Annotated in this window: 19 protein-coding genes and 1 pseudogene; 5 read left to right on the top strand and 15 right to left on the bottom strand. The window is 61.4% G+C overall.

The features are described 5' to 3' along the window. Positions 1–846, top strand: an 846-nt coding sequence (locus tag NKH21_RS18230) for a glucoamylase family protein (RefSeq protein ID WP_352866663.1), incomplete at its 5' end; no start/stop codon positions are given. Between the two features lie 60 nt (positions 847–906). Here the strand turns inward: NKH21_RS18230 and NKH21_RS18225 are convergent. The 6 genes from NKH21_RS18225 to NKH21_RS18200 form a co-directional block, all read right to left on the bottom strand. Next, complete coding sequence (locus NKH21_RS18225; RefSeq protein ID WP_352665444.1) at positions 907–3,327, bottom strand: polysaccharide biosynthesis tyrosine autokinase; 2,421 nt, start codon at positions 3,325–3,327, stop codon at positions 907–909. 149 nt (positions 3,328–3,476) lie between these two features. Next, positions 3,477–4,373: a UTP--glucose-1-phosphate uridylyltransferase gene (locus NKH21_RS18220; protein WP_352866660.1), complete on the bottom strand. Its 897-nt coding sequence runs from the start codon at positions 4,371–4,373 to the stop codon at positions 3,477–3,479. Between the two features lie 76 nt (positions 4,374–4,449). Further along, complete coding sequence (locus NKH21_RS18215; RefSeq protein ID WP_352866658.1) at positions 4,450–5,400, bottom strand: glycosyltransferase family 2 protein; 951 nt, start codon at positions 5,398–5,400, stop codon at positions 4,450–4,452. Further along, complete coding sequence (locus tag NKH21_RS18210; protein ID WP_352866656.1) at positions 5,390–6,340, bottom strand: glycosyltransferase family 2 protein; 951 nt, start codon at positions 6,338–6,340, stop codon at positions 5,390–5,392. The genes NKH21_RS18215 and NKH21_RS18210 overlap by 11 nt, the downstream gene beginning before the upstream one ends. Next, a complete protein-coding gene (locus NKH21_RS18205) occupies positions 6,340–7,332 on the bottom strand; it encodes a glycosyltransferase family 2 protein (protein WP_352866653.1) in 993 nt (330 codons plus the stop codon). Before NKH21_RS18205 ends, NKH21_RS18210 begins: the two co-directional genes overlap by 1 nt. Positions 7,333–7,343: 11 nt before the next feature. Continuing rightward, positions 7,344–8,516 carry a glycosyltransferase family protein gene (locus NKH21_RS18200; protein WP_352866651.1) on the bottom strand — a complete coding sequence of 391 codons (1,173 nt, stop codon included), beginning with the start codon at positions 8,514–8,516 and terminating at the stop codon, positions 7,344–7,346. Between the two features lie 304 nt (positions 8,517–8,820). On the opposite strand from NKH21_RS18200, the pseudogene NKH21_RS18195 reads away from it, so the two are divergent. After that, positions 8,821–9,873: pseudogene (locus tag NKH21_RS18195) on the top strand (polysaccharide pyruvyl transferase family protein); the annotation flags it as partial. Between the two features lie 222 nt (positions 9,874–10,095). Here NKH21_RS18195 and NKH21_RS18190 read toward each other — a convergent pair. The 8 genes from NKH21_RS18190 to NKH21_RS18155 form a co-directional block, all read right to left on the bottom strand. Further along, a complete protein-coding gene (locus NKH21_RS18190) occupies positions 10,096–11,559 on the bottom strand; it encodes a lipopolysaccharide biosynthesis protein (RefSeq protein ID WP_352866649.1) in 1,464 nt (487 codons plus the stop codon). Further along, a complete protein-coding gene (locus tag NKH21_RS18185) occupies positions 11,556–12,839 on the bottom strand; it encodes a glycosyltransferase (protein ID WP_352866647.1) in 1,284 nt (427 codons plus the stop codon). The genes NKH21_RS18190 and NKH21_RS18185 overlap by 4 nt, the downstream gene beginning before the upstream one ends. A 67-nt stretch (positions 12,840–12,906) precedes the next feature. Then, positions 12,907–13,986 carry a glycosyltransferase gene (locus tag NKH21_RS18180; RefSeq protein WP_352487965.1) on the bottom strand — a complete coding sequence of 360 codons (1,080 nt, stop codon included), beginning with the start codon at positions 13,984–13,986 and terminating at the stop codon, positions 12,907–12,909. Between the two features lie 31 nt (positions 13,987–14,017). After that, entirely contained in the window at positions 14,018–15,349 is a 1,332-nt protein-coding gene (locus NKH21_RS18175) for a UDP-glucose dehydrogenase family protein (RefSeq protein ID WP_352866645.1), read from the bottom strand. An 85-nt stretch (positions 15,350–15,434) separates the two neighbouring features. Next, entirely contained in the window at positions 15,435–16,301 is an 867-nt protein-coding gene (gene exoK, locus NKH21_RS18170; protein ID WP_502911899.1) for an endo-1,3-1,4-beta-glycanase ExoK, read from the bottom strand. A 132-nt stretch (positions 16,302–16,433) separates the two neighbouring features. Beyond that, complete coding sequence (locus NKH21_RS18165) at positions 16,434–16,835, bottom strand: hypothetical protein (RefSeq protein ID WP_352665455.1); 402 nt, start codon at positions 16,833–16,835, stop codon at positions 16,434–16,436. A gap of 269 nt (positions 16,836–17,104) precedes the next feature. Next, positions 17,105–18,121 carry a glycosyltransferase family 2 protein gene (locus tag NKH21_RS18160; protein WP_352866643.1) on the bottom strand — a complete coding sequence of 339 codons (1,017 nt, stop codon included), beginning with the start codon at positions 18,119–18,121 and terminating at the stop codon, positions 17,105–17,107. Positions 18,122–18,540: 419 nt separating this feature from the next. Continuing rightward, on the bottom strand, positions 18,541–18,813 hold the full coding sequence (locus NKH21_RS18155) for an exopolysaccharide production repressor protein (RefSeq protein ID WP_352866641.1): 273 nt from the start codon (positions 18,811–18,813) through the stop codon (positions 18,541–18,543). Between the two features lie 605 nt (positions 18,814–19,418). On the opposite strand from NKH21_RS18155, the gene NKH21_RS18150 reads away from it, so the two are divergent. Both NKH21_RS18150 and NKH21_RS18145 read left to right on the top strand, forming a co-directional pair. Next, a complete protein-coding gene (locus NKH21_RS18150; RefSeq protein ID WP_352665459.1) occupies positions 19,419–20,096 on the top strand; it encodes a sugar transferase in 678 nt (225 codons plus the stop codon). A 207-nt stretch (positions 20,097–20,303) separates the two neighbouring features. Further along, positions 20,304–21,515, top strand: a complete 1,212-nt coding sequence (locus NKH21_RS18145) for a polysaccharide biosynthesis/export family protein (protein WP_352866639.1) — start codon at positions 20,304–20,306, stop codon at positions 21,513–21,515. Between the two features lie 128 nt (positions 21,516–21,643). Here NKH21_RS18145 and NKH21_RS18140 read toward each other — a convergent pair whose 3' ends face one another. After that, positions 21,644–22,915, bottom strand: a complete 1,272-nt coding sequence (locus NKH21_RS18140) for an O-antigen ligase family protein (protein WP_352866637.1) — start codon at positions 22,913–22,915, stop codon at positions 21,644–21,646. A 328-nt stretch (positions 22,916–23,243) separates the two neighbouring features. Here NKH21_RS18140 and NKH21_RS18135 point away from each other — a divergent pair, with 328 nt between their 5' ends. Beyond that, positions 23,244–23,996 (top strand): SDR family NAD(P)-dependent oxidoreductase, encoded by a 753-nt coding sequence (locus NKH21_RS18135; protein ID WP_352665462.1) that lies wholly within the window; start codon positions 23,244–23,246, stop codon positions 23,994–23,996. Positions 23,997–24,025 lie beyond the last annotated feature (29 nt).

Here is a 24,025-nt window from a genome sequence, read left to right as displayed (position 1 = left end):
ATGGCAACCGAGGAAGTTCTCCTTCGCCAGCGCGTGAACGCGCTGTTGTCACAGGCCGAGTGGAACTGGTTCACACGCGGAGCCCGGCAACTGATGTGGCACTGGAGCCCGAGCTTTGGCTGGGCGATGGACAGCCCGATCACGGGTTGGAACGAATGCCTGCTCACCTTCGTGCTGGCGGCGGGATCAACTCGCCACCCCATTGATCCGGGCATCTATCACGAAGGCTTTGCTGGTGGATCCGACTTTCGAAACGGGCGCGATCATTACGGGATCGTCCTGCCATTGGGAATGGATTCTGGTGGTCCGCTCTTCTTTTCGCAATATTCCTTCTGCGGGCTCGATCCACGGGGCCTAAGCGACCGCTACGCCGACTACTGGCAACAGAACCTCCGTCATACGCAGATCAATTATTGGCACTGCGTTCGCAATCCCCATAGCCATCTGGGATACGGCCCTGACTGCTGGGGTCTGACCGCGAGCCATGGGCCGCGAGGATACGTCGCGCATGCACCCGACAGGGACTTTGGCGTGATCACTCCGTCTGCTGCCCTGTCGAGCTTCCCTTATGCACCGGCGGAGGCGATGCGCGCACTGCGTGGCTTCCTGACCAAGCCTCGGAAACGCATATGGGGCCGCTTCGGCTTTGTCGACGCGTTTTGCGAAAGCCGCAACTGGTACTCCCGAACCTATCTGGCCATCAATCAGGGGCCAATCATCGCGATGATCGAGAACCATCGTACAGGGCTGTTGTGGCGGCTTTTCATGCGGGCGCCGGAAGTGCGCAGAGGCTTGGAGAAGCTTGGCTTCATCAGCAAGCATCTCAGAACGTCAACACCCCAATAAATCTTTGCGACGCCGGTGATTCCGCTGGGGTGCAAAATGGCCGAAACGCGCGGACTGCACTCAGGCAGCCGCCTTGGTGCGCGCTTCCGATTTTTCCAGATAGTAGCTCGAATATTTGTCGAAGAATTTTTCCGAGCCGCCGATCGCGCCATACTTGGCCAGCTTCTTCAGTTCGACCTTGTTCAGCACCGCGCCAATGATCTTCTTGGCGATGTAGGGCTCCGAACTGAGCACGGATTGCACCATCGCACGCGGCGTGCGTCCCCACTCGGTGACCAGCACGAAGCCGTCGACAAGCGGAGCGAAGGCCTTAGCGTCGACGACAGGCCCGAGCGGCGGCAGATCGACGATAATGTATTCGAAGGTTTCCTTGGCGTTATCGATGAAGCGCCGCATGCCGGCCGAAGACAGAAGCTCGCTGGTATGCGAAAACTGCCCACGCAGGACGGCCGGGATGATAGCCAGCTTGGTCTGCCGGTCGATCTTGCCGACCGACTGCCATGTCTGCCCGCTCACCACAGCTTCCATCAGGCCCTGCTCGGCCTCCATACCGAGGCTGCGGCTGAGGCCGGGATTGCGCAGGTCGCCGTCGATCAGCAGCGTTTTCGATCCGTTGACGGCAAGCAGCCCGGCAAGATTGGCCGCCACCGTCGATTTGCCTTCGCCGGGAAGGACCGAGACCACGCCGATGACCCGGCTGCCCTGGCCCTCCATGACGACGTCGAAGGCGATCTTTGCGTTGCGCAGCGTCTCGGAGAACATCGATGCCGGTGCGTCGACGGTTACCCGCATCCGCGCACGTTTTTCGGCCGCCGACAATGTTTTGGAGGGCTGGGATTTGGAGGACTTGGCGGTCTTGGATTCAACGACTTTGACGTCAGGCTGACCGCCATTGCGTTGGTCATCCTTGCCAGCCTTGCCGATGACCGGGAGATAGCCGAGGAATTTGAGGCCGACACGGTCGCGCACATCCTCGCCGGTCCTGAAGAAGCGTTCCCTGAATTCATTCAGACCACCAACCCCTGCCCCCATCATTATGCCAAGCGCCAGCGAAAGCCCCAGCACGATGGCCGTTCGCGGGGTTGCGGCCGACTGCGGCATCGTCGCGTCCGAGATGACCCGGATCTTGCCGACCGGGAAGGATTGCTGCTGGGCTGCCTCCTCATAGCGGTTCAGGAACGTCTGGTAGAGCGTCGACAGCGCCGTCGCCTTTTGGTCCAGCTCACGCAGCTTGACCTGCGACTGGTTGTCGATGGAGCTCTTGCCAGCCGCCAAGGCGACATTTGCGCGGAGCGCGGTTTCGCGCGCCAGAGCGACCTCGTATTCGTTGCGGTAGCTTTCGGTCAGTTGCTTCAGCTCGCCGAAAATCTGCGCCGATATGTCGGCCTTCTCCTTGGCGAGCGCGACGGCCTGCGGATGTTGCGGGCCGAAATTGGCTTCGACGTCCTGCTGCCGCTTGGCGACGGTGAGATAGCGGTTCTTCAGCGTCGTGATGACGGAGCTGCTCGGCTGGTCGTTCGATATCGCGGCGTCCTTGAACGCATTGTCCGAGCCGCTTTCGACGATCGACTTGTACTGCTGATAGCGGGCGCCGGCCCGTGCGGTATCGGCCTGCGCGACGATCAGCTGGGTGTTGAGATCGGACAATTGCTTGTCGCTGATCAGCTGGCCGTCATTGACGGCCAGTCCATGTTCGGCCCTGAACTTTTCGACCGCCAGTGCGGCCGCCTGGGAGCTCTCGCGGAGCTCGGTCAGCCGGCCTTGCAGCCAGACCGCCGCCCGTTCGGTCGCGTCGAAGCTGGCATCGAGCTGATCGGCGAGATAGGCGTCGGCATAGGCCTTGGTGATGGCGGTCGCAAGCGCCGGATCCGTCGCCTGGAAGGAGATGCTGATGACAAAGCTTCGGCCGATCCGCTCGGCGTCGAGTTGGTTCTGCAGCTTGAAGATTGCGTAGTCGCGGGGCGACGACGATGCGGTGATCGCGTCACGCGTCGCAGCATCAAGCTGAGTGACATCGGTTGTGCTAGCGGCGCGCTTGGGGCGGACAGACTGGATGATACCGCGCACAAAGCTTGCGACCTTCGACAGGGCCGATGTCGGAGGGTTCATGAAAGCGTCGTTCTGATCGAGCTTCAGCTTGTCGACGACCACCCCCGCCAGCCTGGCCGACTGCAAAATTTCGATCTGGCTTAGAACGGCGGAGTCGGTCTGCATGCTGACCGACGCCGCCGAAATGTCGTCGACGACCTTGTTCAATCCTTCGTCGATCAGCACGCTGCTCGTCGCCACATAGGTAGGAGGCGTCGTCTGCAAATAGAGCACGCCGAGAAAGAGACCGATGACGGCGCAGGCGGCAACCACTTTCGCCTGCCGCGCGGCCATGCCAAGCAGGCGCTCGATGTCGATGAAGTCTTCGGCGTTTGCCGCATTTGAAGCCGGCAATGGCGTCCTCTTGTCGACAGGAAAATTGGCATAGTTCATCTTCGGTCCAATTCTAGTTTGCAGGCGCTACCGCCTCGAAGGTCGGGACATAGGGTGCAAACCTTGCGCCGGACAGTGCGCGTTACGCGCGGCGCAACGGCCTGTCCTGCGTCATCAGCCGCACCCACAATGCCTCGAAAAAATGGACATTATGCGGCTTCTTCCCGACGCTGATGCGACCGGACGAATTCCTGCAGCATCTCGAAGATCGGACCCTTCATGTCCTCCCGCGCCAGCGCGAAAGCGACGTTGGCCTGGATGAAGCCCTCCTTCGAGCCGCAGTCGAACATGCGGCCGTCGAAAGGCTGGGCGAAGAAGGCCTGGGTCTGTGCGAGACGCACCATTGCGTCGGTCAGCTGGATCTCGTTGCCGGCGCCGCGTTGCTGGCTGGCCAACAGCGAGAATATCTCGGGCTGCAGGATGTAGCGGCCGTTGATGTAGAAGTTCGACGGCGCATTGGCAGGAGCCGGCTTTTCGACCATGGCCGTCACCTCGAAGCCGGTGCCGACATCCGCGCCGCGCCCGACAATGCCGTATTTGCTGGTCTCGGTCGGATCGCAACGCTCGACGGCGATAACGTTTGCGCCAGTCTGCGCATAAAGATCGGCGACCTCGGCGAGACACCCGCGCCCGCCGAAGGACACCATGTCCGGCAAAAGCAAAGCGAAGGGCTCGTCGCCGATGACTTCGCGCGCGCACCAGACGGCATGGCCGAGGCCTTGCGGCGACTGCTGGCGGATGAAGCTCGTCGCGCCGGCGACGGGAAGCAGGCTTTCAAGCGATTCGAGTTGCGCCTTCTTGCCGCTCTGCTCCAGGGTTCCGATCAGTTCAGGATGCAGGTCGAAATAGTCCTCGATCACCGCCTTGTTGCGGCCGGTGACGAAGACGATGTGCTCGATGCCGGCCTCGAATGCCTCGTCAACCGCATATTGCACGACAGGCCTGTCGACCACCGGCAGCATTTCCTTCGGCATGGACTTGGTCGCCGGCAGGAACCGCGTTCCGAGCCCCGCCACCGGTATGACTGCCTTCCTGACTTTTTCCATTGCATGTTCCTTCTGAGGAGATCTATTTCAACCCTGTCGCAGGCGGCGAAACTTGTCTTCATTCGCCCGCAACCCTTCACCTCCCCGCCACCACGGCAAACTGTGCCGCTACCCTTCGCAGCCGGACGGCGATCGGCATGCCCATATGCCGAACCGCCGCCGGATCGCTGAGCGCCGTCCATATCGCCTTGAGCGGCGACCGCGCCTTGATGTGCTGGACCAGCGACAGGAATGATGCCGCCCGCCGCAGGCTGCGAGCGCGCCTGGCGAACGCCGCCTCGGCCGCAGCATCCATGGAATGGCTCGCTGCGAATGTGGCATCGGCCCTGCGCATCGCCTCGACGTGATGAGGTTCGAGCACCCGGGAGATGGAACCCGTGCGAATGTGGTAGATATAGCCCGTCGTCGGCTCGACCACGCATTTGCCGCCCTTGGCCAGAGCACTGGCCAGGAGGATATAGTCTTCGCCAATGATCAGGCTTTCATCGTAACGAAGCCCGTTCTCGTTCAGGAACCGGCGCTGGAAGATCGGCTTGAGGTAGCCGAGATTGAACCTCGATTCGAAGAGGACATTGCCGCCGATGAAATCCGCCAGCGAGATTTCACCGAGCCCTTCCAGATAGTCGGCCGGGAACATCGTCTCTTCGGCAACGCCATCCTCGCGAACGACCTGCAGATTATCGACCGCGATCTCGGCGCCCGCTTTCTCCGCGCGTTCGATCATGGTGCAGATTCGCCCGGGATAGACCGCGTCGTCCGAATCTAGGACCGCGACCCACCTGCCGCGAGCAAGCTCAAGGCCGGCATTCCTGGCGCCACCGGGGCCACGGTTTTGCTCAAGCGCGACAACGCGTACGATGTCTTCGGGATAGGATCTCGCCAGGTCGAGCGTCCGGTCGCGCGACTTGTCGTCGACGACGATGACCTCGACGCTGACATTGCGCTGGGCGACGGCGCTGGCAATCGCCCGATCGATGGTCGCCTCGGCATTGTAGGCGGCAATCACGAAGCTCACGTCAGGCTGCACGCTTGCCCCCTTGCTGCGGCGAAGACAGGCCGTATTGGCGGATTTCACGAACCCCGACGAGGCCGCTGACGACGCCGACATGCATAATGCCGCGAAGCAGGCTGCGGTTCCGGCGTACGGGGTCGATGACGACCGGAATTGCCGACAGGAAACTGTAGCCGGCCTTTGCCGCGGCAATGCCGACTTGCTTGAGCCGGGCAAGGCCGTGTGCGTTGCGCCCCAGAAGATGACCGTGCGTCTGCCCGACGCGGAACCGGCGGCGGCCGAGCCAGTCGAATGCCGCCCTGGCAAGTGGCACCGCTTCGTCGACCCAAGCCTCCGGCGAAAAGGCGATGCGGCCGCCGGCCTTGACCATCTGGTCGAAGAATTCCGTATCTTCGCCGCCGGTCTGGCCACGTGCCAGGCTGAAGCGCCTGCCGCGCAGGCTCTCAGCGCCAATCCTGAGCAGGACGTTGCAGGTGTAGCCGGTGCGGATTTCGCCGCTCACCCAGACCGGCAAGGTCGAGTGGAAATCGCCTTTGCGCATCCAGGCGGGCGCATCCGGCAGGTAACGGGCTTGCACCGGTCCAAGCACCGTCGCAGCACCAGTTGCTTCCGCCGTCGCAACCAGTTCGGCAAGCCAGCCAGCGGTGGCCGTCTCGTCGTCGTCGATAAAGGCGACGAAATCCGCCGCACTGGCATCGAGGCAAGCGTTGCGCGCTATCGAGATGTTGCGGGCCGGGGCGTGCCGGTAGGTCACCGGCAGCTTCAACTCCCCCGCCAGCTTGGCGACCAGCGTTTCAGCCGTCGGCGTATCGTCGTTGTCCGCGATGATGACACCGATGTCGAATCCCGTGGGCATATCCACGGCCGCTATGGAGCGAAGCGTGTCGGCAAGCTCCGGCCGGCGAAATGTGCATACGCAGATATCGATGCTTCGATTTTTCCTGACCGGGTCCATCACGCTACCCCGCGCTGCGGTCGCGGTGCGAGCAGTTGCAGCCAGAAACCGACCGACCAGCCGAAATGCATGACCATTGCCGAGACCCCGGCAAGCGCAATGTCGGCTTTGCGCTGGCTGATGGCGGTCCAAAAGCCGTAGCCGAGGCAGACCGACGCCCATAGCAAAAGCGGCACGGCCGCCAGCCAGTGGACGAAGGAAAAGGCGGCGAGAAGAACCACGGGGAACACCAGAAGCGGCACCATCTGCCGGATCTTCGGGATCATGCGGTGCTTGAGAACGTTCTTCGCGCGGCCACGGCCATAGCCGAGATACTGAAAGTAGAGGCCCTTCAGCGAGGAGCGCGGGTAGTAGACCATTTGCGTCTTGCCGGTCATCCAGATGCGGTAGCCGGCCTGGCGGAGCCGATAGTCGAGTTCGGCGTCCTCATTGTGGCTGAACGTCTCGTCATAGCCGCCGACCGCGGTGAAAGCCGATATCCGTATCAGTGCGTGGTGGCCATGATCGACCCATTCCCCCGCCGAAAGATGCCGGTGCTTGGAGCCGCCGGTGCCGAGCCTGGAGTTCTGCGCCGCTGCCGCCGCTTTCTGCACCATGCCGCTACCACTGGTCAGCATCGAGACAACGACCGAATCCGCGCCGGTAGCCTGCGCTTCTTCGACCAGCTGGTCGCAATAGTCCGCGGGATAGCCGCCGTGCGCGTCGATGCGAATGAGATAGTCGACGCCGTTCCCGAATCTGGCGACGGCGAGATTGATCGCCGCGCTCTGCAAGCGCTTTTCATTGTGCAGCAGGATCACCCGCTGATCTTTTGCGGCGATGTCCGCGACGATCGTCCTGGTGCCGTCCGTGCTGCCGCCATCGGCAACGATGATCACGGCGCCCAGCCTCTCGGCCGTAGGGTGGAGCTCTCGAAGCAACGCGCCGATATGGGCCGCTTCGTTCAGGCACGGAACCACGATCATGCAGGATGGAATTTCGGTTTGCGTCATCGGCAGTCCTTCTATGCCAATGCTTCGGCAGCATATGGACCGGGAGCCGCAGTCAGCCCGCGGAGCTTTTCGACGAGCGCCCGGCAATCGGCGCGGTCGTAGCTCCAGGTGCGCGGATTGCGGGCGAGAACACGCGCCTTCAATGTCTCGAACCGATGCTGCTCCATCGTGCCGACGGCGGCTTCGAGCGCCTCGGGCGTGGCTTCTGGCAAAAGAACCCCTATGCCTTGCCGGTCGAGGAACCGGCCGGTTTCAGTGGTCCCCATCGAAATCGGCACGGCTCCGAAGCGGCAGCCCTCATATAGCCGGTTGGGCAGCAGCCACTCGGAGTTCAGGCCCTGCTCAAAAAAGTCGATGGCCCAGGAAAAGTGGACCTCGCGGTAGATCGCCGCCATATCCTCGGGATTGCGGTAGGGCCCGCCAAACGACAGCCAGGGTTCCGATTCGACGAAACCATGGAAATCGGGAAATTCGGACAGCGCCGGGCGCCCCCTGAGGACGATTTCAAAGCGGCCGTCGAGGCGGCGCGAAAATTCGGCCAGAAATTCCAGGGAGCGACGGCAGCGAAGCGCCCCGAACCAGCCGATCCGCCAAGGCGGCGCAACGGGGTTCTCCGGCGCCGCGCGGTCATCCAGCGAGGCTGCGGCTGGCTCGAAATACTTGTTTTCGAGCAGTTCGACCGGCGCGGCAATCTGTCCGAACGGCTTGAAATAGTTGGCAATGAAGGCCGGAGAGCTGGTCACCAGAAGCTTCACATCCCTAGCCAGGAAGCGTTCCGCGCCGCGCATCGCCCAGCCCAGCGGATCGTCGCGAAGCAGCAGGCGATGGATGTCCAGGCACTCGTAGACGATCGGCACCGTTGCCTGGAAAGCCGATCTGGCGCGGCGGGCAAGCGCCAGCATCTCCAGATTGCGCGCGATAATGAGGTCGGGCCGTGGCATTGAGCCCAGCTTCGAGCCGGTCGAGACCACCGCCTTCATGATCGCGGCCAGACGCTGGGCGAATCGGCCATCACGCGTCGGGCCGAGATCGATCGGCTGCAAGCCCTCGACATCAGCAACTGCGCTTGCCGTACGACGAAAGCCCGCCAGCGTAACCTGGGCGCCGCCTGCCTTGAGCATTATGATCCGCCGGCGCACTGCCGGGTCGGAGACGTCGTGTACCAAGTACAAGACATGCAGCATGAAAACTCGACCGCTGTTGGCCCGCCCGCGACGATGCTAGTACAGCTCTTGCTGCATCGCAACATTTTTGGTTGCAGCGTAGCAAAGTTCCACATTTTTTGTTGCACTGCAAAATCGATGGGTTAATCTCGCTCTGCTTGGGCCGCATGGACCGCGCGCTGGCCTGCCCATCGGGCTGCGCGCCAATAATCACGACGCGAGGACCATCCTTGGCGTGCAGCATTTTCGGCCAAACCGCCTGCAATCCGCCCCCTTCGCACCCGTCGATGGAAGCACGGGACTACTCACGAAATGAGGTCATTCCATGAAGATCGCGGTTGAAAACACCGTCTGCCTGAATACCGGGGATGCGGCGATCCTCCTGGCGATCCGCCATGTTTTCAAGACGATCGTGCAAGACGATATCCAGTTCTACGTCTTCGACAGCCAGCCGGAGGTGGCGGCGAGGCTCTACACGAAGAAGGACTATCCGGATCTCGAATTCCACAAGCTGCTGTCGGAATCGCTGTTCCGCTACAAATACGGCAGCGGGCTGAAGAACCTGTTCAAGCCAATCTACAATCGGCTCGTCCTGAATGCCCTGCGGCGGTTCGGCATCCGCGGCGTTCTCGGGCGTTTGTTCAGCTCAAGCAATCGCCGTGGTCTCGACATCTACAAAGACGCCGACCTCGTGGTCACGACAGGCGGAACCTATCTCGTCGAGACCTACAATCTGGAGCGGCGGCTCAATCAATTCCGGATTGATGCGATTCTGGGCAAGGACCCCGTCTTCTTCACGCAATCGCTCGGCCCGTTCAACAAAAGTTACAATCGCCAGGAGTTGAGCCCTATCTTCGACCGGAGCCCACTCATCCTGCTGCGCGACGAACGTTCGAGAGGCCACATTGTGGACATGGTGAAAGACCCCGGCAAATGCCACGTCGTGGCCGACGCCGTCTTTGCCCTGGCCGACACCGACAGGATCGGAAAAATTCTGGCCTCTGGCCAGTCGACAACCGTCACCGGCCGCGTCGCCATTTCCGTCCGTCACTGGAACTATGTCAGCGACGGCGAGGGTGGGATGCGCCGCTACATCGACTCGATCCGCGAGGTCGCGACCATCCTGGTCAGGGACCACGCCAAGGAGGTCACCTTCGTCTCCACCTGCCAGGGCGTGCCGGAATACGCCCATGACGATTCCAAGACGGCGCGGGCGATCGTTGCCGAGCTCGATCCGGCGATCGCCAAGCATGTCAGCGTCGACGCTTCGTTCCACACGCCGGAGCAACTGATGGCACTGGTGAAAGGCTTCGATTTCGTCGTCGCAACGCGCATGCACATGATGATCATGTCGCTCTGCGTCGGCACGCCGGTGTTGCCGATTGCCTATGAATTCAAGACCAAGGAACTTGCCAAGCGGATCGGCGTCGCCGACCTGCTGCTCGACATCGACACGGTGACGCCAGAGGAAGCGAGCGAGAAGCTCGGCAGACTTACCGCCAATCTCGACCTCTATCGCAGGACGAGCCTTCAGGCAGTGCTTGAGGAGCATGCGTCGGCGATGTCGGCAGGTGAGCTTTTGAGGCCGGTGATTGCCGGCCTAGCGGGCGTTGCGCATGGCGCTGGAAAGCGTGGTGAACAAGGCGCTGCGCGACTGGCGAAGGGCAAGCATGAGGATCAGGCCGATCGAATAATTGAGCGCAACCGCCAGGACCACCGCGAGCAGGTCTGACTGGCCGGTCAGCGATGCCGGCAACTCGCGGTACACGGACCAGGCAAGCAGCGACGACGCGATGAAAAGCCCCTGCATGACCAGGAAGTCGGCTGCGGTCACCGGGCCGACCCGGTGGACAAGAACGGCAAGTACCGGGACGCGCAGTACATAGCCGCTGATCGCGTAGGCCGCCGCGACGCCGACGGCGCCCCAGTGCAGGCCGATGATGAAAGCGGCGACCGTCGTCAGCGACGAGTAGATGCCCCAGTGGAACATGGTCTTGGTCTTGCCCTGGCAGATGAAGATCCATCCTGTGGTACTCGAGACGGACTGGATCAGGCTGGCAATGCCCAGCCAGGCGAAGATCGGCGCCACCGCCGTCCAGCGCTCGCCGAAGAGAAGCCCGACGACCTGGTCCGACGTCAGCGTCAGCGCCGCGATGCCGGGCATGGTGATGGCCGCCAGCATCCAATTGGTTCGCACATAGATGTCGCGAAACCGCACCTTGTCCTCATGGATGCGGCTCAGCAGCGGCACCATCACGCGTGTCAGCGGCTGGTTGATGTTCTGCAGCGGAAACAGCAGGAGCTTGTAGGCGCGGTCATAATAGCCGAGCTCGATCGCGCCCGAATATTTTCCGATCAGGATGTTGTCGAGATTGCGCGAGAAGAAGTTGGCCAGATTGAAGCCGGTCAGATTCGCGCCGAAGGACAATATGTCGGTATCGACCTTCAGGTCCGGCCGCGAAGGTGCCCAGCGCGCCACCTGCCACGCCGCGGCAAGCGCGACAACAGCCGAAACCGCCGGGCCTATGACCAGCGACCAGTAGCCCAGTCCCGCATAGGCGGCGATTGCGGTAGTCGCAAGTCCGGCGGCAGCGGTTATCACGTCGTTCAGCGCGAGCTGGCCAAAGCGCAAATGACGGTTCATCAGCGCCAGCGGCACCGCGGCGAGGCTGCCAAGCAGCAGCGGCAAGGCAGAGCCGATGGTGATCCCGACCATGCGTTGATCGCCATAGAAGGCAGCGATGGCGGGCGCCAGGCATGCCACCATCACGGCACTGCCCAGCCCCACCAGCGCACTGATCCAGAATACCTGGTTGAGCTGCTCGGTGCTGATGTCCTTGCGCTGGACCACGGCCTGCTGCAGGCCAAGGTTTTGAAGCAGCCCGACAAAGGCCACGATCGGCCCGACGGAAGCCACCAGGCCGAAATCCTCGGGCACGAGCAGACGCGCAAGCACGATGACGGAGAGAAACTGGATCGCCATCTTGAAGCCTTGCGCGCCGATCGTCACCACGCCGCCGCGCAGGGCGACGCGACCAAACTGGGGGGGCGGGTTGGCGTTCATGCCGGGCGCCTGGCTTCGGCCAGTTGGGCAACGATCTGCGCAAAACGTTCGTTGAGTACGTCCGCGTTGAAATCCTGCTCGATCTTGCGGCGCGCCGCACGTGCGATGCGCTCGCATTTGTCCGGGTTCTCGGCCACCCAGACAAGCTTGCGGGCCAACGCCGCGACATCTCGCTCCGGTGCGAGGAAGCCTGTCTCCTGATCCTCGATCAGCTCGGGAATGCCCGAGTGATAGGTGCTGACCACGATCAGCCCGGCGGCCATAGCCTCCATCAGCGCCACCGGAATACCCTCGAGATCGCCGTCTCGCGCGGCAACGCTGGGCAGGAGGAATACGTGGGCATTGCGCAGGCGCTGCTTGACCTCGGCGTGCGGGCGCGGCCCGAGGAAAGTCACCCGGTCGACAATGCCGAGATTTGCGGCGAGCTTTTTCAACTCTTCCAACAATTCGCCGCCGCCAATCACCGAATAGACCCAGTCGCGCCGCGGCAGGCTGGCGAGGGCGCGAAGGGCGAATTCGATGCCCTTCTTTTCGGTCAGCCGGCAGACCGAGATGAAGGACAGCGTGTCCCGGTCCCAGGAACGCCAATGGTAGCCGATCTCACCGGGCCGCACGCCCATATGGTGAACCATGACTTGCGCGGAGGGTGCGCCGACGCCGATCAGGGCGTCGCGGAAAAACGCGTTCACCGGCAGCTGGAGCACGCCCTTGTCGAAGACAACCTTGTAGCGCGTGAGCGTTTTGTCATGCAGCGGTTCGCCAACATCGCGGCCGTGGAATATGGTCACCAGCGGAGCGGAAATCCGGCCTCGTTTCATGGCGCGGGCGACGCGCATGCCGTTATTGCCGAAATGCGCGACGATCACATCGGCGTTCTGCAATTTGCGCGCAAAAGCGATGTCGACAGCGGTCGAGAGCTTATCCCAGAACCTGCCCGACCATCTCCTGAGCGTCGGGCGAAAGCGCCCTAGCCCGCCCCACCAGCAGACGACCTTGCCAGGGAGAGCCTGCCAGCGGCGATCGTCGATGTTGCTGTCCTTACCGAAGGATGTCTCGTTGCAGACGACGCCGACTTGCATGCCGCGCTCGAGGCACCCTTCTATCTGGTCGAGGACGAAGGTCTCCGACAAAGAGGGGAACTTATCAACTACGAAGCAAATCTTCATCGAATGGACGATCTTTCGAGGCCGGTCGATCGGCTCGCGCGGATGAGGGCTGACGCTCGTCGCCGCCGTGCGAGGCGCTTCAAGCGTCTGGTGTTGTGCGTGTCGTTGTCCCAAGCCATCCCCTCGGGTCAGGCGCGAAGGCTGGCTTTTACGCGACATGCATGGTTTTGGACGAAATGCATCAGGCGGCACGCTCTAGCGCGCCTTGCCTGGCGCGGTCGAGAACGCCGAGAAAAGTCGCGAACTGGCTGTCGGGGTTCATTTGCGGCCGCTCCGAAAACAGCTGCGCCGCCGCCGACAGACGGTCGTACTCGGCCTTGTCGCTCCATAGCCGCCTGACCGCAGCGACCCAGTCGTCGAGCGGTGCGTCGTAGTCGAGCACCACGCCGCCGGCGCCAATCGCTTCCGGCAGGCCGCCGCGGCGGGACCCGACGACCGGAATACCGCTGCAATGGGCCTCGGACGCCACCCGCCCCCACGCCTCTTCCCATTTGCTGGGCGCCAGCAGGATCTTGGTGCGGCCATAGACGGTCTTCATGTCGCTGGTGCGGCTTTCCAGCCTGACGTTGCGCAGCGGCGCGATGATCTGTTCGATCTGCGCCCGGTGGTCGTCGTCGAGCTTCCAGCTTTCGACGAACAGGAACGGGATTTCGGGGCATTGGCCGGCGATGCGCACGGCGAGTTCGAACCCTTTTTCATTGTAAGGATTGATCAGCGTGACGAATTCGCCGGTGGTCGGCGTGCTATAGAGCCCGGGATTGATGGTCGGTGGAATCACGGTCGAATCGATGCCGAACTTTTCCTTATAGGTGCGCGCTGTGAATTCGGAATTGGCGATATAAAGCGCCGAATGCAATTCGCGCAGGTCGCCGGCCAATTCGTGGAATTCGACGTTCCGCAGATAGACCACTAGTGGCACGCCGAGCGCCTGCAGCGCCTTTCCGATCGGCACCGATTTGTGGCACTGCACGACGGCGACATCGGGATCGAGCCGTTCGACCGCGAAGCGGGCCGCCTCCCAGGGAAACCATGCCCGCACGACCGGATAGCCGGGATAGCTGTCGATGACCGCACGCTGGCGAAGCAGTTTCATCTTGGCGCGCGCCTTGAAACCGAACATGCCGTCACCGAACAGCGCCGCCAGAACCGAGGCGTCATGACCGTGCTCGCGCAGCTGCTCGACCAGATGGTGCGTGCTCGACTGAACGCCACCGCTGAACTGGGGCGTGTAGCCGTTGCCGCCTGCAAACAGAACTTTCATGAACCTGGCTCCTTGCTGGACCGCCCTGGCGTCACGCCGCCATTCTGCCGATGCTGTGGTATTCGATGCCGTGGCGGGCCATGACCTTGGGGTCGTAGAGGTTGCGTCCGTCGAAGATGACGGGCGTGGTCAGCGCGTTCTTCAGCGCATCGAAGGACGGCGCGCTGAAGCTCTTCCACTCGGTCACGATCAAGAGCGCGTCGGCGCCTCGCAACGCGGCCTCCTTGGTGCCGCACAGTTGCAGGTCGTCCCGCAGCCCGTAGATCGCCTGGCATTCCTGCATCGCCTCCGGATCATAGGCCTGGACATTGGCACCGGCGGCCCAGAGCGCTTCCATCAGCGTGCGGGCCGGGGCCTCGCGCATGTCGTCGGTATTGGGTTTGAAGGCCAGGCCCCACAGAGCAAATGTCTTGCCCTTGAGATTGCCCTTGAAATAGCGGTCCACCTTCTCGAACAGGACCGACTTCTGCTGGTTGTTGCGCTCCTCGACGGCACGCAGCAGCTTGGCGTCGAACTTGACGGCCTCGGCGGTCTTGATCAGGGCACGCACATCCTTCGGGAAGCACGAGCCGCCATAGCCGAGGCCCGGATAGATGAAGTGGTAGCCGATCCGCGGGTCGCTGCCGATGCCCTTGCGGACCTCCTCGATGTCGGCGCCCAGTTGCTCGGCCAGGTTGGCCATTTCATTCATGAAGCTGATCTTGGTCGCCAGCATGCAATTGGCCGCGTATTTGGTGAACTCGGCACTGCGCACATCCATCACGATCATCTTTTCGTGGTTGCGGTTGAACGGCGCGTAGAGCTCGCGCATCACCGCCTCGGTCTCCTCGTTGCTGGTGCCGACGATGATGCGGTCGGGTTTCATGCAGTCGCTCACAGCGGACCCTTCCTTGAGGAATTCCGGATTGGAGGCGACGTCGAAAGCCAGATCCTCGCGCCCGCGCGCCTTCAGCGTTGCGGCGATCCTGGCCTTTATCCTTTCGCAGGTGCCGACGGGCACGGTCGACTTGCCGACGACGATCTTGGGCTCGTCCATCTCACGACCGATGGCCTCGGCGACGGCCAGCACATATTTGAGGTCGGCCGAACCATCCTCGCCCGGCGGCGTGCCGACGGCGATCATCTGGATCTGGCCATGCTTGATCGCCGCGGCGGCGTCGGTGGTGAACTTGATGCGGCCGGCGGCATGGTTCTCCTTGACCATGTTTTCGAGCCCCGGCTCGAAGATCGGGACATGACCCTGGTTGAGCCGCTCGACCTTTTTTGCATCGATGTCGACACAGACCACCTGATGGCCGACTTCGGCAAGCACCGCCGCCTGTACAAGACCGACATAGCCGATTCCAAAGACAGTCAAATTCATTCGGTTTCATTCCTGTTCAAGGCTTCAGGCCTGTTCGAGCTTCGGGCTTCGGACCATCTTCGGCCCGGCCGGTTCAGATGCGCTTCTAGTTTGTGTTGCATGCCAGCGATTCCGGGAATTGGCAGGGCTGGCCAAGTGCGGTGAATGCAACGCGATCCACCTGCATGGTGAGCTTGCGGCCCGGATCCGAGAACGGCCCCATCCAGCCCTTCATCGTATCGCTGCCCCACAGGCTGAAATAGATCCTTTGCGAATGGGTGGGCAGCTTCGCCGGATCGGTGATCTCGTGGACAAGCTTGCCGTTGACGTACCAGCGCAGCCGGTCCTTTTCCCAGACGAAGGCGTAGTCGTTGAAGGCCTTGTCGGTGCCGCCGGCGACGTCGACCAGTTTCTCGTTCTTGCCTTTGCCGGCTATGTAGGCGTTGACCTGAACCTTGGACGTGTCCTTGGTCAGCACCTCGAAGTCGATCTCATCATGCGGCTGCTTGTCGGCATCGCCGACGAAGCTGAAGAATGCCGCGTTGACGCCGGAGCCCGTGTCGGTCTTCATCCGCGCCTCGTAAGTGCCGTAGCCGAAGCGCTGTTTGGTCTGGATCTCGGCGCAGGCGAATTCGCGATCCTTCAGCTTGCGCTTCTCGAAACCGAGCGTCAGCATGCCGTCGGAAAGCCCGATCAGGCTTTTGGACCAGGTGCAGTTCTGATGCTTGCCGTTCGTCCAGCCGTCGGAAATGTACCAGCGCGCGCGACTGAGGCTGTTGAAATCATCGACAAAGGACGGCGCGGTTGGGAGATCTTGGGCGCGGACGGGCACCAGGCCCGCAACCATGCTGACGAGAACGAGCAGCAGAAACGCGCCGTCTGAACGGAGCCGCCGCAGCTCGCCTGGGATCGGGCGCGTGGACGGGGTGCCGCGGGTCGCCGGGGCGGACGTGCTTTTAGGATCTGCATTCATATCAAACTCACCTTGTGCTGTGCGCCCCCAAAGCGATCGTTCGAACCGTGACGAAACAACCTGATCTTGACCTCTGTCGCTCCCAAGCTCCGTGTTGTGCCTAAAACCATTGCGCCGAACCGGGGTGTTCGCTCAGCCTGTGCCGGAATCGGCGGGCTTCACAAAATCGGTCCTTATGTCGGGACGGTTCTGCCGCTTCTCCTCGAAGATTTCATCCAGCGAATGACGGAGATCCTTCATCATCTGCATCTGGCGCGACAGCGCTGCGATGCGCCGCTCGCAATTCAGGATCGACCTCGTCAGTTCGCCGACTTCGGAAGACCTGCGAGAGGAGACTGCTCCGTTCTCCATGGCCTCGACGAGAAAGGCGGCATTGGTAGCCGTTGTCCTGTAGCGGTTCTCAAGGCCGCTCTTCTCCGCCTCGACTTCGGCCGCGATCTGGTCCAGCAGCTTTGCCAACCGATCGAGGCGCGAGGTGTCGGTCTGCGTGTCGCGCGCCGGATCTCTCGATCGGAAGCGAAAGATCGAGGCCATGCACTCAGCGTCCCATCATCGTCGAGCTGGTGAACGGCCTTAGTGCCCGTCCACATTCAAAAGACATTTCTCGCATCGTCCAGCTCCTCCGACAGGGGATGTCTCGGGCCAGTTCGGTTGGCCGTCCAAAATTGCTGCACCGCAACATAGATTGCCATTCCCTGCGCGGATAGGCAACCACCTAGATCGTAAACTCATGAATCTCGTTGAAACGGTGCGAGCCGACAGAAGGGTAAGGTAGTAGCTACCGCCGTCGCACGTTGACGGGCCTAGCTTTCGCCGGCCGTGCTGGTTCCGGCCATGAGGAAGCGGAGCGGCGGCACATGCTGACGCTTCGCGGTGAGGCCAGCGCGGCGAAACAGCGCATCCAGCTTGTCGGAGGCGACGCCGCGGACGACGGCTGTGAGGTTGGACGGGCCGGCCAAGGCGTAGGCCGCGGCCGGCGCCAGCCCACGCTCAGCCTTCACGTCTAAAAACTTCCGCAACCGGTATTTGTCGCGGATGTGCCGCTCGTGCCTTCTCACCGCAGCCTTCGATGCCTCCGGCAAACTGTCGATCGCCAGCAGTGCCAGGTCGGCATCGGCCAGATGCTTCAGGTCCTGGGTCTTGTGCCGTCCGCTCAGCGAATCGGCGCGCACGATCGCGCCGTAGCCGCAGGATTTGATGACCTTGAAGCGCGCGCCATGGGCAACCGCGCGCGCATAGAGTTCATAGTCTTCACCCAGGCGCAGCTTCTCGTCGTAGCGCAGCCCATGCCGATCGAGAAAGGCGCGGCTGATCACTGGCTTGAGGAAGCCCAGTTCCGCTCGTTGCACACGGCGCCTGGAGATGTTGGCGTCGATGAAACCCTCGAAGTCGAGGAATTCCGGCTCGGGCGAGAACGGTGGAGCGACGATTTTCGAAACATCGGTTGCCGCGTCGTCCCTGACAAGCATGATGTTGTCTGCAGCGAAGTCCCAATCGGTGCTGGCGAACAGTCTCTGAAACCTGCCTTCGAAAAAGAAATCATCAGCGTCCAGGATGCTGATGAACGGCGACCTGGAACCCGCTATCGCGGCGTTGCGGGCAAAGGATGGGCCGCGATTGACGTCGAAGCGGATGACGGAAAGGCGGCCCGTGCCGTCGCCGGCCGCGTGGGCGACTTTCGCGGTATCGTCGGTGGACGCGTCGTCGACGACGACGACTTCCGCAACCTCCGGCTCGCGTAACGCCGATGCGATGGCAGCCGGGATTGTCCGCGCCGCATTGCGGGCGGCGATGATCACGCAGACCTGGGATGATGTCATGGACAATGCCTCTCGATTGCAGAAGTCGTTGCGGATTTCCTCGCCCCGTCCGCTCAATGCCCCACCGCCCATCTGAAATGCATCGGCCCAAATGCCTATGCTGCAAGTGCGAAGCAAGCATCGCCAAAATCATCGGCGCCGTCCAGTTTTTCATTTTGCTGGGTGTCATGGCCCGGTTCGGCAGGCGGCGAGCCTCAATCGGGATAGCTCCAGAAATGCGCCGCTTGGCAGAGCCGTTCCTACACGCTCAGGATCAACCCCCAATGGCGCGCCCCAATGGCGCGCTCAGTTGGCCAGCCGGTCACTGCCGAGTAGGTCGCGGCAATGGAGAGTGGCCGCTTGATTGAGGCCGGAAGCATCGAGGAGTTGAAGAAACGGGATGCCGACTTGCGGCGCGTTGCTGGAGGCCAGGCCCGAAATCAGTGAAGGCCCCTCCTGGCACTGAGTTTCTCGCCTTCGGCCGCCTCGTTCGAACTCAGCTTTCGTTCTGTGTCGCGAATCTTGTCCGCCGGGGTCGGGGCATTTCTGGCGACCATGGCAAAGACCAGCAGAAAATAACCGAGTTGGATGACTATGGCACAGCCGATGACGCGAAACAGCGTCGTGCCGAGCGAGGCGCCGCCCAAATAGGACCAGACGATCACGATCGCCAGCGCAAAACACATTCCGATAATGAACTTTGGCAGTGACATACCCGATAGCCCATCAACCGGCTCGGGAAAAAATGTCGACAAGCCCACCCCGAGCACCTCCCTTAAACTCTGCGAGCTTATTTAGGTTGCCCGCTTCTGGCCGGTTGCTTCCGGCCTAGCCCAATCTGTCCATGGTCCGACAGAAACAATTTGCAACTCTATTGAGCCGCGCAATAGTCGGCAAGGGCAGCTGCGGAATAATTTTAGACGAATCCTCGGGATCGACTCTGCCATGGTGCAATGCACACGTCGGCATCACCACCGATTGCCGGATATCGACTCTCTCTAGTAAGAGTTATGATATCGACTAGTATTTCATCATGACATCAGTCGATATTTTGAAATTCTAAATGACGGCAAAGCTCCGTAGCAGCGTATAAAGAGCGAATCGCCTAAAATCAGCCCCAAAATTGGACTAGCTTTTCCAAATTTGCCCATAATCTGTCTCTTTTGCGACATAAAGGCGAAATTTTGTGCAGGACGAGTTTATTATTTAGTCAGTTCATGACGCGACTATTACAGCCGACTGGGAAATTGTGTGTTGCGCTGCAACATTTTTTTGGTATCGTGCGCTAAACCATCCGTTCAACGTATGGAGTTTACGCATGAGGGACGTAGCCAAGCCGGCCGATGCGGATTTTTCGCAGGCCGGCCTCGATTTTCCGCCACCGATCGGCGGCCTGCTCAAACGCAGCTTCGATATTGCCGGTTCGCTGATCGGCCTGGTCGCTCTCAGCCCGCTGTTTGTGATGATAGCGCTGCTTGTCAGGTTTTCCGATGGCGGGCCGATTTTCTATGGTCACAGCCGGATCGGCCGCGGAGGACGGATTTTTCCGTGCCTCAAGTTCCGCACCATGGTTCCAGACGGCGAGCGGGTGCTTGCTGCCTATCTCGCCGCGAATCCGGAGGCCAATGCCGAATGGATAGCGACCCGCAAGTTGAAGAACGACCCGCGGATCACGCGCGTCGGAGCGGTGCTGAGGAAGCTCAGCCTTGATGAGTTGCCGCAGATCATCAACATCCTGCAGGGGGATATGAGCCTGGTCGGGCCTCGTCCCGTGGTGCGCGATGAGCTGGAGATCTATGGCAATTCGGCCGTCTATTACCTGAAATCGCGCCCCGGCCTGACCGGGCTCTGGCAGGTCAGCGGACGCAACGATGTTTCGTATGACAGTCGCGTCGCATTCGACAGGCACTATGTCGAGAACTGGTCGATGTTCGAAGACATCCGCATCATCATCAAGACCGTACCTGCGGTCTGGATGTCGCGAGGCTGCTACTGACGGCCGCTTGCTGGCCGTGCATCGAGGAGCGACTGTCCAGAATTCGGGCCCGGAACTCAGGCCCCTGACTCAGGCATCGGCAGCTCATTGGGCGGGGCAAACCAGATCGGAAACGCTCAGTTGGAAGCAGATATAATCGATATCTTTTGCACCGGCATTCTCTCCAGACACATGCGGCGAGTACGGCTTTTGACGACTTGCCTCACAATGGCGACCGGCTTGACGCTGTCGCTAGCCCTGCCACAGTTCGCCTTCGCCGACGACTATCGGCTTGGAGCACAGGACAAGCTGACCATCCGCGTGGCGGAATGGCAGACCGTCGAAGGCACGTTCCGTGACTGGTCGGCCATCAATGGAGAATACACGGTCGGCCCCGCTGGAACCTTGTCGGTTCCCTTCGTCGGCGAGATGCCCGCATCCGGCAAGACGACTTCGGAGATCGCGGCATCGCTCGGCGAGGCACTGCAGCGCAAGCTCGCTCTGGCCGACAAGCCGGAGGCTTCCGTCGAAATGGCGCAGTACCGGCCATTCTACATCTCTGGCGAGGTGCAATCGCCCGGCCAGTACCCTTGTGTGCCTGGGTTGTCCGTGCTGAAAGCGATGAGCATTGCCGGCGGAGCCCGGCGGAACCCGGAGAGCGGGCAGCGCTTCGACCGCGACCTGATCAATGCCAAGGGCAATTTCGACGTACTACAGGACCAATTGGTCAGGCTAACCGTCAAGCGCGCCCGCCTCGAAGCGGAACTGGCGGACAAGCCGACATTCGCGGTGCCGAAAGAGGTGGCCGACGATCCGAAACTGCCCAGTATCGTTGCCGATGAGACGGCGATCCTGGCGGCCGACCAGAAGAAACTCAAGCTGCGCTTGCAGGCGCTCGACGATTTGAAGGCGCTGCTGCAGAGCGAGATCGATTCGCTGCAGAAAAAGATCGTCAACCAGCAGAAGCAGGTCGATCTGGCAAAGGAGCAGCTCAACGGCATCGGCTCGCTGGCGCAAAAGGGCCTGGTCGTCAACACGCGGGTTTTGAACTCGCAGCAAACCATCGCCGACCTTGAAGGCCAGATCCTGGATTACGAAACGGCGATTCTCACGGCCAAGCAGTCGATCAGCAAGGCCACCCAGGACGCTATCGATCTCGAGAACACCCAGAACTCCAGCCTCGCGACCGACCGGCAACAGACGGAAGCCGATCTCAACGAGGTGACGCTGAAGCTCAATATGGAAAAGGCCTTGATGTCCGAAGCCTTGTCGGGCAGCCCCATGCCGCAATTCTACGGCAACAACGAACCAGCGGCCTTGTCATTTTCCCTGGTGCGGGTGGTCGACGGCAAGACCAGCGAAATCACCGCCGATGAAGACACACCAGTGCTGCCAGGGGACGTGATCAAGGTCAAACCGGCGCCCCTGGCCATCCAGTAGCTTCTTTCGACCGGAGCGAAGAAGCACCAACCCCGCAGGCAGCGGTCTGCGGGGTTTTTGCGTTTGGGATCTTGTGGATCAGAAAACAAAGTGGCCTTCGGGCAACGAACCGCCTGGATCCGCCCGCGCTAGCCTCGCACGGCGTCCGGTTCCTCGAGATGGTTCACGGCGCTCCACCGGGAAGGAGCGACGGCCGGCGCCCTCACCAGCTTGAAGTAGCTGTAATACAGCAGGAACGAACCCATGATGTAGGGGTTGAGGGTCTCGACCTCGACGAAGGAGCGGATGAACAGAAGCACCATGACGCCGGCAAGAATCACGGAGTCGGCTTGCCATGTCCTGAATATCAGCGCCGAGACGTGACCCCAGAGCGTGCGCAGGATGATCAGCGAAAGCAGTGTCGCCCCGACGAAGCCGAGTTCCACCAAGGTCTCGATGTAGGTGTTGTGGAAGTGGAAGCCGCTTCGGGCGGCGATGTAGAATTCGTTCCACAGCCGCTCGGCCTCGGAGAAGCCCTGGACCCAATAGGCCGCGTAGCCAACGCCGAGTATGGGCGATTGCTGCGCGGCATTCCAGCCCTGTTGCCAGAGGTAGGTTCGTCCGGTGAGCGTTGAATCCTTGCCGAAAAGGCCAAGGACAAAGTCCATCAGCCCGAGATTCAGCGCAATCACGGTGCAGGCGATCAGCCCGCCCGCACCGATCATGAAAATCACCCGGCGATGGCGGAGCGAAAGCAGCTTGCCTATGGAAAGCAGGGCGACCAGAGCGAGAACCGCCGGGGTCGATGCCATGGAAGTGGCCGAATGAGACACCACCAGCAGATAGCCCGATAGAAGGACAATCGGTACGATCAGCAGAAAGCTTATCCGGCCACGCCTGAGAAAGGCGAGGTAGACAACGCAGAAATAGATGCCAAGCGATGCGACAAAGCCGATCTGGTTCTTGGAGCTGAATGCGCCGACGAAATTATACGTGCCATCGAGAACGTCGTAGGAATAACTCGCGACCTTGAGCGAATAGAGCAGGACGACGAAAATCCCGATCAGGGCGCCTATGGTCAAAGTCCGGACGCTGACGGTGCGCGCGGCAATGTAGGCGCAGGCGATATGGGAGCAATATTGGACGGCCGTCCTTGCCGTCGTGCCAGGGGCCGCCGACCAGAACACCGAGAAGCAGACATAGGTTGCAAAGGCCAGCGGAAGCCAGGCGCTGGAAGCGTGCCTTAATATCTTCCGGTAGTCGACCAGGATGAGCGGCAGCCAGACCGCATAGTAGGCCAGGATCATGGCCTGGCCGAAAATGGTCGAGTAGGAGAACGCCCAGATCGAGACGGCAACGGCAAAGCTGCCATAGGCCGTGTTCTTGTCCGGATCGATCAACAGAGATTTTGGAATCTTCATCTCGGTAGCGGTTTTCCGTCCTTGCAGCTCAATGCCGATTTCATGGGCCGCTCATGGGCGGATTCATTGGATCGATCGGGGCTCGCCTGCAGGCGCTCGCATTGTGCAGTGCAATATAACCCATCCGGCGCCGCCTGTCACCCGGATGCCAACCGGGCGCGTCGTTCCAGCCGTTCTCCCAATACCGGACGAGACGATTGGGCCAGGAACGCCTACCGGTTCAATTGCCCGGTGCTGGCCCATCACAAGCTGTTCGGAGGCTGCAAGTCCGCGCTTGAACTTGTCCGCCGTTGACTTCACATTCGCCGCCGATTGGGAGGAATGCGACATGCCGATGAGTTTCGCGGGACGATTTGCCGGACGATCTGCTGTTATCACCGGCGGCGCCTCAGGCATCGGCCTGGCCGTCGCGCAAAGGATTACCGACGAAGGCGGGCGTGTTTCGGTCTGGGATCGCGATGCCGCCCAGATCGAGCAGGCCAAGGCCATTGTTCCAGGCCTGCACAGCGTGACCCTCGACGTTGCCGACCCCCTAGCGGTCGAAGCCGCCGCCGGAGAGACGATCGAAGCGTTGGGCGCAGTCGATGTCCTTGTCACCAGTGCTGCCATCACCGGACCGAACATGACGACCTGGGAGTATTCCGTGGAGGATTGGCGCCGGGTCATCGACATCAACATCAACGGCGTCTTCTTCTGCAACAAGGCGCTGGTCCCGCATATGCTCGAACGCAATTACGGCAGGATCGTCAACATCGCCTCGATTGCCGGCAAGGAAGGTAACCCGAACGCCTCGGCCTACAGCACCTCCAAGGCGGCGGTGATCGGCATGACCAAGTCGCTCGGCAAGGAACTGGCCAAGACCAAGGTGACGGTGAACTGCGTCACGCCGGCGGCCGTGCGCACCGCGATCTTCCAGCAGATGAGCCAGCAGCACATCGACTTCATGCTGTCCAAAATACCGATGGCACGGTTCGGCGAGGTCGAGGAGGTGGCGGCGCTGATTTGCTGGATCGCGTCCGAGGAATGCTCGTTCACTACGGCTGCCGTCTTCGACGTCTCCGGCGGCCGGGCGACCTACTAAGGCCGGACGGCGAAACCGCTCGATCGGAG

The organism is Mesorhizobium sp. M1329 (genome assembly GCF_040318035.1).
Taxonomy (GTDB): domain Bacteria; phylum Pseudomonadota; class Alphaproteobacteria; order Rhizobiales; family Rhizobiaceae; genus Mesorhizobium.
Note: the sequence above shows the minus strand (reverse complement) of the source record. Positions and strands in the feature narration are given on the sequence as shown.